This window comes from Roseobacter sp. (assembly GCF_024639605.1).
Taxonomy (GTDB): Bacteria; Pseudomonadota; Alphaproteobacteria; order Rhodobacterales; family Rhodobacteraceae; genus Roseobacter.
Genome location: NZ_JAHEHZ010000002.1, coordinates 1 through 14888 on the forward strand (window position 1 = coordinate 1; position 14888 = coordinate 14888).

12 protein-coding genes and 1 pseudogene are annotated in these 14888 nt (G+C 60.1%); 9 read left to right on the forward strand and 4 right to left on the reverse strand.

What is annotated here, in order from left to right:
* From tolB to folD, 9 genes and pseudogenes are all read left to right on the forward strand, one after another.
* Positions 1-545, forward strand: a pseudogene (gene tolB / locus Q0M35_RS00450) (Tol-Pal system protein TolB); the annotation flags it as partial.
* 91 nt (positions 546-636) lie between these two features.
* Positions 637-1149, forward strand: coding sequence for a peptidoglycan-associated lipoprotein Pal (pal, locus tag Q0M35_RS00455; protein WP_295311098.1), 513 nt, complete (start codon positions 637-639; stop codon positions 1147-1149).
* 4 nt (positions 1150-1153) lie between these two features.
* Positions 1154-2008, forward strand: a complete 855-nt coding sequence (ybgF, locus tag Q0M35_RS00460) for a tol-pal system protein YbgF (RefSeq protein ID WP_295311100.1) — start codon at positions 1154-1156, stop codon at positions 2006-2008.
* A gap of 3 nt (positions 2009-2011) precedes the next feature.
* Entirely contained in the window at positions 2012-3259 is a 1248-nt protein-coding gene (gene tilS, locus Q0M35_RS00465; protein WP_295311102.1) for a tRNA lysidine(34) synthetase TilS, read from the forward strand.
* 81 nt (positions 3260-3340) lie between these two features.
* Positions 3341-5266: an ATP-dependent zinc metalloprotease FtsH gene (gene ftsH / locus Q0M35_RS00470; RefSeq protein WP_295311104.1), complete on the forward strand. Its 1926-nt coding sequence runs from the start codon at positions 3341-3343 to the stop codon at positions 5264-5266.
* A 112-nt stretch (positions 5267-5378) separates the two neighbouring features.
* A complete protein-coding gene (locus Q0M35_RS00475) occupies positions 5379-5975 on the forward strand; it encodes an MOSC domain-containing protein (RefSeq protein ID WP_295311106.1) in 597 nt (198 codons plus the stop codon).
* 147 nt (positions 5976-6122) lie between these two features.
* Positions 6123-7799 (forward strand): formate--tetrahydrofolate ligase, encoded by a 1677-nt coding sequence (locus tag Q0M35_RS00480; RefSeq protein WP_295311108.1) that lies wholly within the window; start codon positions 6123-6125, stop codon positions 7797-7799.
* 99 nt (positions 7800-7898) lie between these two features.
* The gene (locus tag Q0M35_RS00485; RefSeq protein WP_295311110.1) at positions 7899-8369 is read left to right on the forward strand and encodes a hypothetical protein; all 471 of its coding nucleotides are present in this window, start codon (positions 7899-7901) and stop codon (positions 8367-8369) included.
* A gap of 12 nt (positions 8370-8381) precedes the next feature.
* The gene (folD, locus tag Q0M35_RS00490; RefSeq protein ID WP_295311112.1) at positions 8382-9284 is read left to right on the forward strand and encodes a bifunctional methylenetetrahydrofolate dehydrogenase/methenyltetrahydrofolate cyclohydrolase FolD; all 903 of its coding nucleotides are present in this window, start codon (positions 8382-8384) and stop codon (positions 9282-9284) included.
* An 11-nt stretch (positions 9285-9295) separates the two neighbouring features.
* Here the strand turns inward: folD and Q0M35_RS00495 are convergent, their stop codons facing one another.
* The 4 genes from Q0M35_RS00495 to Q0M35_RS00510 all read right to left on the reverse strand — a co-directional run bounded on the left by Q0M35_RS00495 (position 9296) and on the right by Q0M35_RS00510 (position 14847).
* On the reverse strand, positions 9296-9715 hold the full coding sequence (locus Q0M35_RS00495) for a PaaI family thioesterase (protein WP_295311113.1): 420 nt from the start codon (positions 9713-9715) through the stop codon (positions 9296-9298).
* Positions 9712-10389 (reverse strand): ligase-associated DNA damage response endonuclease PdeM, encoded by a 678-nt coding sequence (gene pdeM / locus Q0M35_RS00500; protein WP_295311115.1) that lies wholly within the window; start codon positions 10387-10389, stop codon positions 9712-9714. Before pdeM ends, Q0M35_RS00495 begins: the two co-directional genes overlap by 4 nt.
* A 39-nt stretch (positions 10390-10428) precedes the next feature.
* Positions 10429-12882, reverse strand: a complete 2454-nt coding sequence (locus tag Q0M35_RS00505; RefSeq protein ID WP_295311117.1) for a ligase-associated DNA damage response DEXH box helicase — start codon at positions 12880-12882, stop codon at positions 10429-10431.
* Positions 12883-13539: 657 nt separating this feature from the next.
* Entirely contained in the window at positions 13540-14847 is a 1308-nt protein-coding gene (locus Q0M35_RS00510) for an ATPase (protein ID WP_295311119.1), read from the reverse strand.
* Positions 14848-14888 lie beyond the last annotated feature (41 nt).

Below are 14888 nucleotides of genomic sequence, written 5' to 3' on the forward strand. Positions count from 1 at the left end.
CGGACGGGCAGCGTATCGTCTTTTCGCTGAGCCAGGGCGGTAATACTGATATATATGCGCTCAACCTCAGCGGCGGCGCACCGGTGCGCCTGACCTCGGCGCCCTCGATCGAGACCGCGCCAAGCTTCTCACCCGACGGCAGCCGGATCGTTTTTGAAAGCGACCGTTCCGGCTCCCAGCAGCTTTATATCATGCCGTCCACTGGTGGAGAGGCCACGCGCATTTCCTTCGGTCCCGGGCGATATGGCACACCGGTCTGGTCGCCGCGCGGCGATCTGATTGCCTTTACCAAACAGAACGGCGGGCGGTTTCATATCGGGGTCATGCGCACGGATGGGGGAGAAGAGCGCCTTCTTACGGCGTCTTTCCTTGATGAGGGACCCACCTGGGCGCCCAATGGCCGGGTGATCATGTTCACCCGTGAAACCCAGGGCGAGGGTGGGCGGTCCTCGCTTTATTCGGTTGATATCACCGGTCGGAACCTGCGTCCTGTACGCACCCCGGAGGGCGGATCTGACCCGTCCTGGTCGCCGCTGCTGAAATAAAACGAGGCACAGCTCCCCGTTCCCATGACGGTGGTGCTGTGCTAGGAACTGAGACAATAATAAGAGCAATCAGAGCTGAGAGACACAGAGCATGAAACTGACAACAAAAATCGTTCTTCTGGTGGCCGGCCTTGCGCTGGCAGCCTGTACAAATCCTGACCGCTTCGGTGCAGACGGCGCCGGCGGAGCGGGCGGTATCGGTGGCCCGCTGGTGCCCGGCAGCGTCAATGACCCGACCTCTACGGCATACTTCAACCAGACCGTGGGTGACCGCGTCCTTTTTGCCGTGGACCAGTCTGACGTAACTTCCGAGGGTCAGGTCACTCTTGACGGACAGGCGCAATGGTTGCTGAGCAACACTGATTACACCGCCGTCATCGAAGGCCACGCAGACGAGCAGGGCACCCGCGAATATAACGTGGCGCTGGGCGCGCGACGCGCCAATGCAGTACGTGAGTATCTGATCTCACGCGGGGTGGCCGGCAACCGTCTGCGTACCGTCAGCTATGGTAAAGAGCGTCCCATCGAGATTTGCAGCAACGAGGCCTGCTATGCCAAGAACCGCCGCGCGGTTACGGTGCTGGCCGCTGGTATGACGGGGTGATCTCATGCGCCTGATCGCCGCCTTTTTCGTGTCAGTTGCTTTGCTGGTTCCGGCCGCAGAGGCGCAGGACCGCGAGCAGACCCTGGCGGATATCCGTCAGGAACTGAACGTTCTTTACGTGGACATGCAGAAACTGCGCCGTGAGCTATCGACGACCGGCGCGCCCACCGTGCAGAGCGGCGGCGGAACGGTGCTTGAACGCGTGGCGGCTATCGAGGCGGAAATGCAGCGCCTGACCTCCAAAACCGAAGAGCTGGAATTCCGGATAAACCGGATTGTCGAGGATGGTACCAACCGGATCGGGGATCTTGAATTCCGTCTGGTGGAGCTTGAAGGCGGTGATATCGGCAGCCTTGGTGAAACCACAACTCTTGGCGGAGACAGTGGCGCGCCGCAGGGCGGCAGTTCAGCCGCAGCACCCGTCACCGGCGGGGGTTCAGCGCCGGTAGTTGATCCCGGCACGGGCATGCAGCTTGCCGTGGGTGAAGAAGACGACTTCAAGCGCGCGCAGCAGTCTCTGGCCAACGAAGACTACCGTACGGCGGCAGACCAGTTTGCCAGCTTCAAAGATACCTATCCGGGCAGCCCTCTGGCCGCCGGTGCCGGGCTCGGTCGCGGTGAAGCGCTCGAAAAAACCGGTGATGTGAAAGAAGCGGCCCGGGCCTATCTCGACGGCTTCAGCGCGGATCCCACCGGTCCGGTTGCGGCTGAGGCGCTCTTCCGGCTTGGCCGGTCGCTGGGTGCGCTGGGCCAGACCAACGAGGCCTGCCTGACGCTGCGCGAAGTCGAAGCCCGTTTTCCCGGAAACCCGTCTGTGTCTCAGGCGCAGGCTGAGATGGCTGCACTGAACTGCGGCTGAGCCATGTCCGCTGAGCTTATCAGGGCGGTGCGGGATCACCTGCCGTCCGTTCTGCCCGGCAGGCTTGGGGTGGCAGTATCAGGCGGCAGCGATTCACTGGCGTTGCTGTCCCTTTTGCAGGAAATATGTGCCGGTTCAGCCACCGCGCTTATGGCTGTGACTGTGGACCACGGGTTGCGGCCCGGGGCATCCCGCGAAGCCGCAGATGTGGCGGCGCATTGCGCGCGGCTCAATATTGCGCATGAAACCCTTGTCTGGTCCGGGTGGGATGGCCAGGGCAACACCCAGGATGCTGCCCGTCGCGCGCGCTACGGCCTGATTGCGGGATGGGCGCAGAGGGAAAGTATCCCTGCAGTGACCCTTGGGCATACGCGAAACGATCAGGCGGAAACGGTCCTGATGCGGCTCGCACGGGGTGCCGGTGTCGACGGGCTGTCTGCGATGTCGGCGCGGCGTGAAGCACACGGGGTGGTCTGGCTGCGGCCGTTGCTCGGCACCGGGCGGGACAGGCTCAGAGAATATCTCTCAGGCAAGGGCATCGTCTGGTCAGAGGATCCCTCGAACGATGATGACAGCTATGACCGCATCCGGGCGCGTCGTGCGCTGGAGTTGCTGTCGCCGCTGGGACTTGATCCGCAGGTGCTCTGCGCTGTTGCGGATAACATGCGCAGCGCCCGTGATGCGCTGGACCGGCACCTGATCGACAAGGGGCGCGACATCGTGGCTGTATGCGCCGGGGCGGTCTGCATCGACCGGGCGGGGCTAAGTTCTTTGCCCGCAGAGTCGCGGCGGCGTCTGCTCTCAGGTGCGCTGCGCTGGATCAGCGGTGCGGCATATGCGCCGCGCGCGTCTGCCGTTACGGCCTTTGCGCAGGCGCTCGAAGAAGTCGGAAGTGCGACACTTGCGGGCTGTCATGCACGCCGGGTTAAAGACAGGTTGTGGATTTTCCGTGAATTCCGCGCTGTGGCCGGTCTGGAGACTTCGCATGATGCCTTATGGGATGGTCGCTGGCGGCTCAGCGGGCCGGTTCCGCCAGAGGGTGCAACACTCCGGGCGCTTGGCCATGCAGGGCTGAAAGACTGTCCCGCCCGGCGCACCGCCGGACTGCCGCGCGACCTGCTGCGTGCGTCGCCGGGGCTCTGGCTGGGCGAAAGGCTTCTTTGCGCCCCGCAGGCCGGTTTGCAGGCAGACTGGCAGATCAGCGCAGAAGGCGCGCGGGATGCCTTCTTTGCCGCACTTTTATCGCATTGAAGATGTTGGATGAGTGTCTATCTTAACGACAACAAGATATGATAGAGATGCGCCAACAGCGCAGTAATCAGGAGAATTTCCTTGGGTAACGCACGTAATATCGCCTTTTGGGTCGTATTGTTTCTGCTGATACTGGCATTGTTCAATCTGTTCAGTGGTTCAGGCAATACACTGCAAAGCCGCGAGATCAGCTATTCCGAATTCGTCGATGCCGTCGAATCGGGCCAGGTCAGCAATGTCACCCTTGACGGAGAGCAGGTTCGCTTCCGCCAGGCGGATGGCACCGACTATGTGGCGATCCTGCCGTCTGATGCAGAGATCACGTCGCTTCTCATCGAAAACGACGTGCCGTTGCGCGCGGAACAGCAACAGCAGTCGGGTTTCCAGACCTTCCTGATGTCGCTTCTGCCCTTCCTGCTGCTGATCGGTGTGTGGATATACTTCATGAACCGCATGCAGGGCGGTGGCAAAGGCGGTGCGATGGGCTTTGGCAAATCCAAAGCCAAGATGCTCACTGAAAAACATGGCCGTGTGACATTTGACGACGTGGCCGGCATCGATGAAGCAAAAGAAGAGCTTGAGGAAATCGTAGAATTCCTGCGCAATCCGCAGAAATTCAGCCGTCTGGGCGGCAAGATCCCCAAAGGTGCGTTGCTTGAGGGCCCTCCGGGTACCGGTAAAACACTGCTGGCGCGTGCGATTGCGGGCGAGGCGGGTGTGCCGTTCTTCACCATTTCCGGTTCAGATTTTGTCGAGATGTTCGTGGGTGTGGGTGCGTCCCGTGTGCGCGATATGTTTGAGCAGGCCAAGAAAAACGCACCGTGCATCGTGTTCATCGACGAAATCGACGCCGTCGGTCGTCACCGTGGCGCAGGCTACGGCGGCGGTAATGATGAGCGTGAACAGACGCTGAACCAGCTGCTTGTTGAGATGGACGGTTTTGAGGCCAATGAGGGCGTGATCATCATCGCCGCAACCAACCGTAAAGACGTGCTCGACCCCGCACTTCTCCGTCCGGGCCGCTTTGACCGTCAGGTCACGGTCGGTAATCCGGACATCAAAGGCCGCGAGAAAATCCTCGGCGTTCATGCCCGCAAAACACCGCTGGGTCCTGATGTCGATCTGCGGATCATTGCGCGGGGTACGCCCGGATTTTCTGGTGCGGATCTGGCCAACCTCGTGAATGAAGCCGCCCTTGGTGCGGCACGCGTCGGCCGGCGGTTTGTGTCGATGATCGATTTCGAGAACGCCAAGGACAAGATCATGATGGGGGCTGAACGCCGCTCTATGGTCATGACTGATGCACAAAAAGAGATGACTGCCTATCACGAGGCCGGCCATGCTCTGGTGGGTATCAAGCTGCCGAAATGCGACCCGGTCTATAAAGCGACGATCATCCCGCGTGGTGGTGCGCTCGGTATGGTGATGAGCCTGCCGGAAATGGACCGTCTGAACATGTTCAAAGATGAATGCCACCAGCGCCTGGCGATGACAATGGCCGGCAAGGCAGCGGAGATTCACAAGTACGGACCCGAAGCTGTGTCGAACGGGCCTGCGGGTGATATCATGCAGGCTTCGGGCCTTGCCCGTGCCATGGTGCTGCGCTGGGGCATGTCTGACAAGGTTGGCAATATCGACTATTCCGAAGCGGCCGAAGGGTATTCCGGCAACACGGCCGGTTTCTCGGTCTCAGCAAATACCAAAGAGCTGATCGAGGAAGAAGTTCAGCGCTTTATCCAGGACGGTTATGAGTGGGCGCTGAAGATCATTCAGGAGAACGAGAAAGAGTTCGAACGCCTGGCCCAGGGTCTGCTCGAATATGAGACTCTCACCGGAGAAGAGATTAAACGCGTGATGAACGGCGAGCCGCCCGTGCCGCCGTCTGACGAAGCCGACAAACCGGACAGCGGCTCAGCACCGAGCGTTACCGGTATTCCGAAAGCCAAGATCAAAGGCAAAAAGGCGCCACCCTCAGACGATGGAATGGAGCCTGAGCCGTCAGCCTGATCAACTGGTACGGCTGACAGGACAAAATCAAGGGCCCCGCTCCGGCGGGGTCTTTTCTTTTGCGGCGGTTTCCCGGCAGAGTGAGCCAGACAGCTGACCCGGAGATGTGCCCATGCCCGCCCTGAAACCTACCAGAATAACCGGTACCGTGACATGGCTTGGCCGCGTCACGGATCAGGAAACCGACCTGCGTTCTGAAATCCTGACCGAAGCCAGGCTCAGCTTCGCCGGCCTTGAGGGCGAGATGCACAGCGGAATGACGCGTCCCTCCTGTTCGCGCATGCTCCCACAATATCCGCGCGGTACCGAAATCCGGAATGTGCGGCAGCTGACAATCCTGTCACGCGAAGAACTTGACCTGATCGCTGCGGATATGCAGACCGGCGCGCTTGATCCGATGCTGCTTGGTGCGTCAATGGTGATCGAGGGGATCCCGGATTTTACCCATGTCCCGCCGTCCTCGCGGTTGCAGCTGCCCGATGGTGCCTGTCTGACGGTGGATATGGAAAACCGGCCCTGCACCTATCTCGCGCGCGATATTTCCAAAGATCATCCTGATCTCGGACCGCGGTTCAAACCGGCGGCTAAAAACCGGCGCGGAGTGACGGCCTGGGTCGAGCGGGAGGGACGGGTCGCCGTGGGCGATACAATCACACTGCACATCCCCGATCAGCCGGTGTGGGCTCATCTGCAGGACGCGCGTAGCTGATATTCGTTTCCGAAAAAAACGCCCGAAGCCTTTCCCGCCGCTCACAGTGGCGGAAATGTCGGAATTGCTCTCACCAGAGCGGCCCCGTCCCCTGTATGCAGGAGCGGACAACATCGCCCGTTGCGGGCACTCTCAGGGGATTCTTTCATGGCCTATAAATCCGACATTGAAATCGCACGTGCCGCGTCGAAAAAACCGATTCAGGAGATCGGGGCGAAGCTGGGGATCTCCAGTGACGATCTGCTTCCCTACGGCCATGACAAAGCAAAGGTAAGCCAGAAGTTCATCAACTCGGTCCAGGGAAATGCTGACGGCAAGCTGATCCTGGTGACGGCGATCAACCCCACACCGGCCGGTGAGGGCAAGACCACAACTACCGTGGGGCTGGGTGACGGTCTCAACCGGATCGGCAAAAAAGCAGCCGTCTGTATCCGCGAAGCCTCGCTGGGCCCGAACTTCGGAATGAAGGGGGGCGCGGCCGGTGGCGGCTATGCCCAGATCGTGCCGATGGAAGAGATGAACCTGCATTTTACCGGCGATTTCCACGCGATCACCTCGGCCCATTCGCTGCTCTCGGCGATGATCGACAACCATATCTACTGGGGCAACGAGCTTGAGATCGACACCCGTCGTGTCGTCTGGCGCCGCGTCGTGGATATGAACGACCGTGCGCTGCGCCAGATCACTACCTCGCTGGGTGGCGTGGCCAACGGCTTCCCGCGTGAGACGGGTTTTGACATCACCGTGGCCTCTGAGGTTATGGCGATCCTTTGCCTGTCCAAAGATCTTGCCGATCTGCAAAAGCGCCTGGGTGATATGATTGTGGCCTACCGCCGTGACCGCTCGCCGGTTTTTGCCCGCGATATCAAGGCGGATGGTGCGATGACCGTACTTTTGAAAGACGCGATGCAGCCAAACCTCGTGCAGACGCTCGAGAACAACCCGGCCTTTGTGCACGGCGGTCCTTTTGCGAATATCGCGCATGGCTGCAACTCGGTGATCGCGACGACCACGGCGCTGAAACTCGCAGACTATGTGGTGACAGAAGCAGGTTTCGGTGCGGACCTCGGCGCTGAGAAATTTCTGAACATCAAGTGCCGCAAGGCCGGTCTTTCGCCATCCTGCGTGGTTGTCGTGGCCACCGTGCGTGCGATGAAGATGAACGGCGGCGTGGCCAAAGCCGATCTGGGTGCGGAAAATGTCGATGCGGTGAAGAACGGCTGCGCCAACCTTGGCCGGCATATCGAGAACGTAAAATCCTTCGGCGTGCCGGTGGTTGTCGCTATCAACCACTTTGTCACCGACACCGATGCCGAAGTGCAGGCAGTCAAGGACTATGTCGCGAGCCAGGGATCTGAGGCCGTGCTCTCGCGCCACTGGGAACTGGGTTCGGAAGGCTCGGCAGATCTTGCAACCAAAGTCGTTGAAACCATTGAAAAGGGTGAGGCAAAATTCGCGCCGATCTATCCCGATGAGATGAGCCTTGCCGATAAGATCAATACGATCGCCACGAAAATTTACCGGGCGGATGAAGCCCAGATGGATCAGAAAATCCTCAGCCAGCTCAAAGACTGGGAAGACCAGGGCTACGGCAACCTGCCGGTTTGTATGGCGAAAACGCAGTACAGCTTCACCACCGATCCCACACGACGCGGCGCGCCCGAAGGGTTCGACATTCCGGTGCGCGAAGTTCGCCTGAGTGCCGGTGCCGGTTTTGTCGTCGCGATCTGCGGAGAAATAATGACGATGCCGGGTCTGCCACGCGTACCGTCGGCCGAGAGCATCTGTCTGAATGCTGATGGCGATGTCGAAGGTCTGTTCTGATCGGTTTTCGTCACGAGACAGTGTTCGGAGGGCAGGGCTGCTTGCCCTCCGGCAGATCCACCCGCAAGCTGGCATTGTGATTTACCAAAGGATACCATCATGACCAGACTGATCTCTTTCGTCGCCGCGCTGATCTTTGCCGGGATGGTTGCGGCCGAAGACAGATACGTGGGCTACTATTACCCTGACATCACGTCTGAGGAGACATTTGACAGGGTGATCCGCGCCAGCGAAGGCGCAGGCAAAGCGGTTCGTCTGGATTTCATCAACGTGCTGACCACAGCACAGCTCGAAGCGCCTGAAAGCCCGCGCTTTGTGTTCTTTGCCAAGGGCAGTGACGCCGGCACGCTGATCCTGACGGCCCTCGATGATGACATCTTTTCAAGCATTTACCGGGCCCGTGCCATCATGGCGCAGCTCACGGTGAGCGTGCGAAAAGGCGGATTTTTCCAACAGGAGGATCTGCAATATGTGGCGACATTCTATGATCTGCTGCAGCTGATGCAGTTTGATGAGATGATCATCACGGACGGCGGGACCTGGTCCCACCGGGTCACTTTCACCAGATAACAGGACAACACCATGACCGCCAGGATCATCGACGGAAAAGCCTTCGCTGCGCGCGTGCGCGAAAAGGTCAAAGACCATGTGACGCGACTCAAAGAGGATCACGGAATTACGCCGGGTCTTGCTGTGGTGCTCGTGGGCGAAGACCCGGCCAGCCAGGTTTACGTGCGCTCAAAAGGCAAGCAAACCGTTGAGGCAGGCATGAAATCGGTCGAGTACAAGCTTGATGCCGACACCTCGGAGGAAGATCTGTTGAAAGTAGTTCAGCAGTTAAACGATGATCCTGAGATCCACGGCATCCTCGTGCAGCTGCCCCTGCCAAAGCACCTGAACGAAGATCTTGTGATCGGATCCATAGATCCGGCCAAGGATGTCGACGGGTTTCACATCTCCAACGTCGGGCTCCTCGGCACGGGTCAGAAATCGATGGTACCCTGCACGCCGTTGGGTTGCCTGATGATGCTGCGTGATCACCACGGATCGATCTCGGGGATGGATGCGGTGGTCATCGGTCGATCGAACATCGTGGGCAAGCCGATGGCGCAGCTTTTGCTGGGTGACAGTTGCACGGTCACTATCGCGCACAGCCGGACCAGGGATCTGCCGGAAGTCGTGCGGCGCGCCGACATCGTTGTCGCCGCCGTCGGGCGGCCCGAGATGGTGCCGGGCGACTGGATCAAGCCGGGCGCGACGGTGATTGACGTCGGGATTAACCGGCTCGATGCGCCGGAAAAAGGCGAAGGCAAGACCCGGCTTGTGGGAGACGTGGAATACGAAAGCTGTGCCAAGGTGGCCGGTGCGATCACTCCTGTGCCGGGCGGTGTCGGGCCGATGACCATTGCCTGCCTGCTGGCCAATACGGTTACCGCCTGTTGCCGCGCCAACGGGCTGCCCGAGCCGGAAGGTCTGACGGCGTAAACAGTTTCAGATCAGCGCATTACCGGCACCATAGTGCCCTGAAGCACAGCAATGAGAACTTCCTCGTCCTGCGTGACCGAATGCACGTCTGCGGCAACCACAACCAGCCGGCGACCCGGTTTGATGACCCGTCCGGTGGCACGCAGAAAATCACCCCCGGCAGGTGCGAGCAGGTTGATCTTCATCTCAGCGGTGAGAACTTCCATGTCCTGCGGGATCGTGGTGAGCGCGGCATAGCCCGCAGCACTGTCGCCGATGGAAAACGTCAATCCGGCGTGGCCGTATCCCTGCTGCTGACGGCTGCCAGGCAGTACCGGGGCTGTGATGATCACTTCGCCTGGTGCGATTCCGCTCAGCTGTGCGCCCAGAGTTGTCATCATCGACTGCGCGTGAAAACTCTCATGGATCCGCTGTTTTGCCTCATCCTTCATCGGGTCATTTCCTGTCTTGGCATGGGAACACAGGTCGGTACCGGCCCGGTCAGAATGGCAAGCGCGCCAGGCTGCATCAGACGGCACAGCGTGTCGCTGTAACTGCGCAGTCCGCCGGTATAAGTGCCATAGGCCGGCAGGATCAATCGCTGTGCGTCGCATAAAAAGGCAGGCCGTGTCACGCGGCGTCCGCGCGTCTGCACATGCGCCTTGGGGTGATAGTGGCCTGACACTTCGCCGGTGCCATGCGGTGCAGCGATATGCCGGAAGGTGAGCGGCCCGGTAACGAACTCTGCCAGATGTGTGCCGCCAAAGCCCTGCGGGCCCGGGTCATGATTTCCCTCGATCCAGACCCATTCGCGCCCGGCCTGCAGAGTGGCAATCCACAACTGTTCCTCTTCCGTCAGGGACGTGGCGGCGGTCAGATCGTCAAAACTGTCACCAAGGCAGATGACGCGCCGGGCACGTGTGGCCTCCAGATCGGCACTCAGCCGCAGCAGCGTGTCGCGGGTTTCGTAGGGAGGCAGGTGCTGACCACTGCGCCGGGCCACCCGTTCGGATTTGCCGAAATGAAGATCAGACACACAAAGCAGATCCTCATCCGGCCACCAGAGGGCGCCGGATCCGAGCGCGCGTAATGCAGCACCGGCAAAACGGAAATCGTGATAGTTCATGCTTTGTTCATGGCGCATCTGCCGCCCGGGATCAAGCGGTCAGTAGCCCACGCGCCATTTCGGTTTATCAGAAGGGGGCGGGGTCAGCATGGCAAGTCCGGAGGTCTGCATCAGCCTGGCGGCCTCCTCTGCCAGCAAACGTTCTTCAGCGGCGCCCTTCACCGGCACACGGCCCATTTCCAGCAGCATCGGGGCGGCGAGCGGACTGACGCGGGTGAGGATTTTATGATCGATACGGCCGGCCACGCGCTCTGCCATCTCTTCGATGCGCCCGAAATCCACGAGGCCTCGCAGGGCTTCTTCGCGGGTGATGTCCAGCAAAAGGTGGTCCGGATCGTATTTCAGCAATGTGTCATAGAGAATATCCGAGCTGAAGGTTGCCTGGCGTCCGGTTTTGCGTGCCTGGGGCGTGTTGCGCTGAATAAGGCCCGCGATTGTAGCGCTGGCGCGAAAGGTGCGTTTCATCACGGCATTTCCGGCAAGCCAGGTGTCGAGGCCTTCCCGCAGAGCGTCGAGCTCAAAAAGTGGCGCAGGGTCAGTGAGCCGGTCCAGCCCCCAGATCAGCGTGGCGTAATCCGTAGCAACAAAGCCCAGCGGATTGAGGCCGAGTTCTTCCATGCGTTTTGTCAGCAAAAGCCCCAGCGTCTGCTGGCCGTTGCGCCCGGCAAAACCGTAAATCGCGGTCTGTTCGCGCCCGTCATGCGGAAAGCTTTCGATCAGAAGGCGTCCGGGGCGTGGCAGCTGACTGACCTCGCGCTGCAAAGACAACCAGGCGGCCGTGTGCGCTGGCAATCCGGGCCAGGTCTCCTGCTGGAACATGGCCACGACCCGCGCGCTGAGCTGGGTTGACGTGGCGAATTTCGTTCCGAGGAATGTCGCCACTTTTGGTTTTTTCGCGGCATTGCGGCTGACTTCCACTGTCATTTCGCGCAGACCTTCGTAGCGGACAATCTGACCACCGATCAGAAAGGTATCGCCGGGGCTGAGCGTGGCGGCAAAGCCTTCTTCGACCTCTCCCAGCGGCTTGCCGCCGCGACTGCGCTGAAGCCGGACTTTGAGCGTGTCGGTATCCTGGATCGTGCCGATGTTCATGCGGATCTTCTGCGCCGAACGCGGGTCGCGCAGCTGCCAGAGCCCGTCAGCGGTCTGCATCAGTCGCTGCCACTGGTCGTAAGCGCGCAAGGCATATCCGCCGGTTGCGCAAAAATCGAGGCAGGCGTCAAATTCTGCGCGCGACAGGTCTTTGTAAGCGCCGACTGTGCTCACCTCGACATAAAGCGCGGTTGCATCGAACGGCCCGGCACAGGCGGTGATCAGGATGTGCTGGCATAACACATCGCGCGGGCCGCGGCCCTTTGGCTCCCCGTCCAGTGCACCCTCGCGGACCGCATCAAGTGCAGCAACGCATTCGACAACTTCGAACCTGTTGGCCGGCACCAGCAACGCTTTGGAGGGCGCATTGTAGCGGTGATTGGCGCGCCCGATGCGCTGCACGAGGCGTTTGACGTTTTTCGGCGCACCGATCTGGATCACCAGATCCACGTCGCCCCAGTCGATGCCGAGATCGAGACTTCCGGTGCAGACGATGGCACGCAACTCTCCGCGTACCATTGCCGCCTCGACACGTTCGCGCTGTTGTCGGTCCAGAGAGCCGTGGTGGATGCCGATGGGCAAGCCTTCTTCATTCGCAAGCCACAGATTATGGAAGAAAATTTCTGCCTGTGCGCGCGTGTTATGAAAGACGAGCGTGGTGTTGTGCGCGCGGATCTGTTCAAGAACTGCCGGAATGGAATAGGCCGCATTTCCGCCCGACCAGGGCGGTGCCTCTTTGGTGGTGAGCATCGTGATATCCGGTGCCGGACCGGGGTCCGCGAGCAGCACGGCACAGAGATCAGGATGCTTTGCCAGCATGCGCGCGATGGCCTGCGGATCTTCGACGGTGGCCGAGAGCCCGACCCGGCGCAGATCGGGGCAGAGCCGCTGTAACCTGCCAAGCGCCAGCATCAGCTGATCGCCGCGTTTGCTCTCCGCAAGCGCGTGGATCTCATCCACCACGACCCGCTTCAGACCGCGGAACATTCGCGGGGCATCCTCATAGCTCGTCAGAAGGGCAAGGCTCTCCGGCGTGGTCAGCAGAATATGGGGCGGATCGGCACGCTGACGTTTTTTGCGGCTGGCAGGTGTATCGCCCGTCCGGTCTTCAATGCGGACAGGAAGGCCCATTTCGGTCACGGGCGTTGTGAGATTGCGCTTGATGTCGGCGGCCAGCGCTTTGAGCGGCGAGATATAAAGCGTGTGCAGCCCTTCGTGCGGCAGGTTCGCCAGATCGACGAGAGTGGGCAGAAATCCGGCCAGTGTTTTGCCGCCGCCGGTGGGTGCGATCAGCAGGAGAGCCGGGTCATCCGCACGCTTCAGCATTTCAGACTGGTGCGGGTGCACCGTCCATCCTTTGGACGCGAACCAGTCGGTGAAGGCGGGAGGCAGGGCTTGCATGATACTCAGTTTAGCGCGCCTGCCGCCCGGTGCCAGAGGCGGTGAAAAGACTTTGACCGGACTGGTCGGAGCCTGCCACCGGGATCGTGGTCGGCAAGACTCCGACCGTAAAGAATATCCGTGATCTGTCGTTCATTCCCGGGGGTGATCCGGGCATGACCGGGGGCAGGAATGAAAAGACCCTGCGACGGTGCCGCCAGGTATCAGCAAACGCCGAGTGTGTAACCGGGTTGAGTATCGAAACCGTTTTGTTGGGTAAGGCAGGTGTTCCGGACGGGCGCGGAGAGACAACCAGCAAGCCAGATTTGACAAAGACGGTCCATCCCGGACCGGGGGCAGTGAGCCTAAGGCGCGGGATGGCTTGCGAACGGCAGGTTCATCACCTCTTTCTGCGTGTCAGCCGGGATGGAAATGCCGCTCACCTTTCTGGCGGACGTCTGTGGTCCGGATATGGCAGAGAGCCTGGCGCCGGGGTACCGGTGCAAATGGCACAAAGACGCCGGTTGTGATCCTCATGTCAGGCTGGCGGGGCTTGTCCGAAACGGCTTTCGGTCAGACGACGCGGTCTGTGACGTGCTGACAAGCGGGCTTCTGATGCGACCGGACGGGCTGCCGGGGATGGTTTTGGTGAACCGGTCCCCGCGCAGAGTGTGCGGCTTATTTTACGATATGCTCGTCTTTGACGAACATGTTGGCCCAGGCCCGGTCTGCAAGATCGGGCGACATCTGATAGGGGATGCCTTCGAACTCGCAGATGGAGATCATCTGGTCGATCAGAAAGATCGGCTGGTAGTTGGCATAGATATTGTCAATCTCGGGGTATCTGACCTTCAGCAGATGAACCAGTGTCGCCTCATCCAGCGGCATTTTGCGTTTCTTGGCCACCATCGCGAAGATTTTCAGGAAGTTTTCCTGGTTCGGGCCGTCGATTTTGATTTTGAAGAAGATCCGGCGCAACGCGGCCTGGTCAAAGATTTCATTTGGGTGGAAGTTGGTGGAGAAGATAACGAGCGTGTCAAAGGGCACCTCGAACTTTTCACCTGATTGCAGCGCGAGAATGTCTTTGCTCTCTTCCAGCGGCACAATCCAGCGGTTCACGAGGCTCTGCGGGGGTTCGGCCTGACGGCCAAGGTCGTCCACGATGAAGATGCCACCGGTTGATTTGAGCTGCAACGGCGCCTGATAGGTCCGGGCTGTGGGGTTGTAGACAAGATCAAGCATGTCGAGCGAAAGCTCACCCCCGGTGATCACGGTGGGACGCTCGCATTTCACATAGCGCATGTCGAACCGCGTGGTGCGGCGCAGGGAATGGGGGTCATCCGCTTCCTCTTCGGCGGCGGAATGTACGATGGGGTCATACACAGTGATCACCTGGCCAGCGTACTCGATGGCGCGGGGCACATAGACCATATCGCCCAGAGCGTCGCGGATGCCGTTGGAAATCGAGGATTTGCCGTTCCCGGGGGGGCCGTACATGAGAATGGACCGGCCTGCGGAAACCGCAGGTCCGAGATGATCAAGCAGGCTGTCGGGCAATACCAGATGGCCCATAGCGCCGGTCAGCTGATCGCGCGTGACCTGGATGTTACGTACCGACTGGCGCTTTACCTGTTCGCGATAAACATCGAGCGGAACGGGCATGGCACCGAAATATTCGGACTGCGCCAGAGCGTCGAGCGCGCGTGCTTTGCCCTGTTCGGTAAGCTGGTATCCCATTTCGTTGCCGTTGTTGGCGTTTAGTGTGCCTGTCGCTTCGAGCAGACGCTGGGTGCGCGCAAGATCAACGAGTTCCTGAGTGACCGGGATCGGCAGGCAGATCGCCTTGGACAGATCGCTGACCATATCCACGTTTTTGCGAAACATCGTTTTGAGTACGATATCGCGCATCATAACCGTTGGCAGCCGCATTTCCTCCAGCGTTTTCGGCGGAGGTGGGGCCATCACATTTGCGGTTTGCATATTCATCTGATTTGGGTCCTTGCAGAACAGTCACGTCTCGATTGCGC

Excerpts from the sequence above, each read along its gene's own strand:
- pal (WP_295311098.1), top strand. The coding sequence starts at position 637 with ATGAAACTGACAACAAAAATCGTTCTTCTGGTGGCCGGCCTTGCGCTG.
- ybgF (WP_295311100.1), top strand. The coding sequence starts at position 1,154 with ATGCGCCTGATCGCCGCCTTTTTCGTGTCAGTTGCTTTGCTGGTTCCG.
- tilS (WP_295311102.1), top strand. The coding sequence starts at position 2,012 with ATGTCCGCTGAGCTTATCAGGGCGGTGCGGGATCACCTGCCGTCCGTT.
- Q0M35_RS00475 (WP_295311106.1), top strand. The coding sequence starts at position 5,379 with ATGCCCGCCCTGAAACCTACCAGAATAACCGGTACCGTGACATGGCTT.
- Q0M35_RS00480 (WP_295311108.1), top strand. The coding sequence starts at position 6,123 with ATGGCCTATAAATCCGACATTGAAATCGCACGTGCCGCGTCGAAAAAA.
- Q0M35_RS00485 (WP_295311110.1), top strand. The coding sequence starts at position 7,899 with ATGACCAGACTGATCTCTTTCGTCGCCGCGCTGATCTTTGCCGGGATG.
- folD (WP_295311112.1), top strand. The coding sequence starts at position 8,382 with ATGACCGCCAGGATCATCGACGGAAAAGCCTTCGCTGCGCGCGTGCGC.
- Q0M35_RS00495 (WP_295311113.1), bottom strand. The coding sequence starts at position 9,715 with ATGAAGGATGAGGCAAAACAGCGGATCCATGAGAGTTTTCACGCGCAG.
- pdeM (WP_295311115.1), bottom strand. The coding sequence starts at position 10,389 with ATGAACTATCACGATTTCCGTTTTGCCGGTGCTGCATTACGCGCGCTC.
- Q0M35_RS00505 (WP_295311117.1), bottom strand. The coding sequence starts at position 12,882 with ATGCAAGCCCTGCCTCCCGCCTTCACCGACTGGTTCGCGTCCAAAGGA.
- Q0M35_RS00510 (WP_295311119.1), bottom strand. The coding sequence starts at position 14,847 with ATGAATATGCAAACCGCAAATGTGATGGCCCCACCTCCGCCGAAAACG.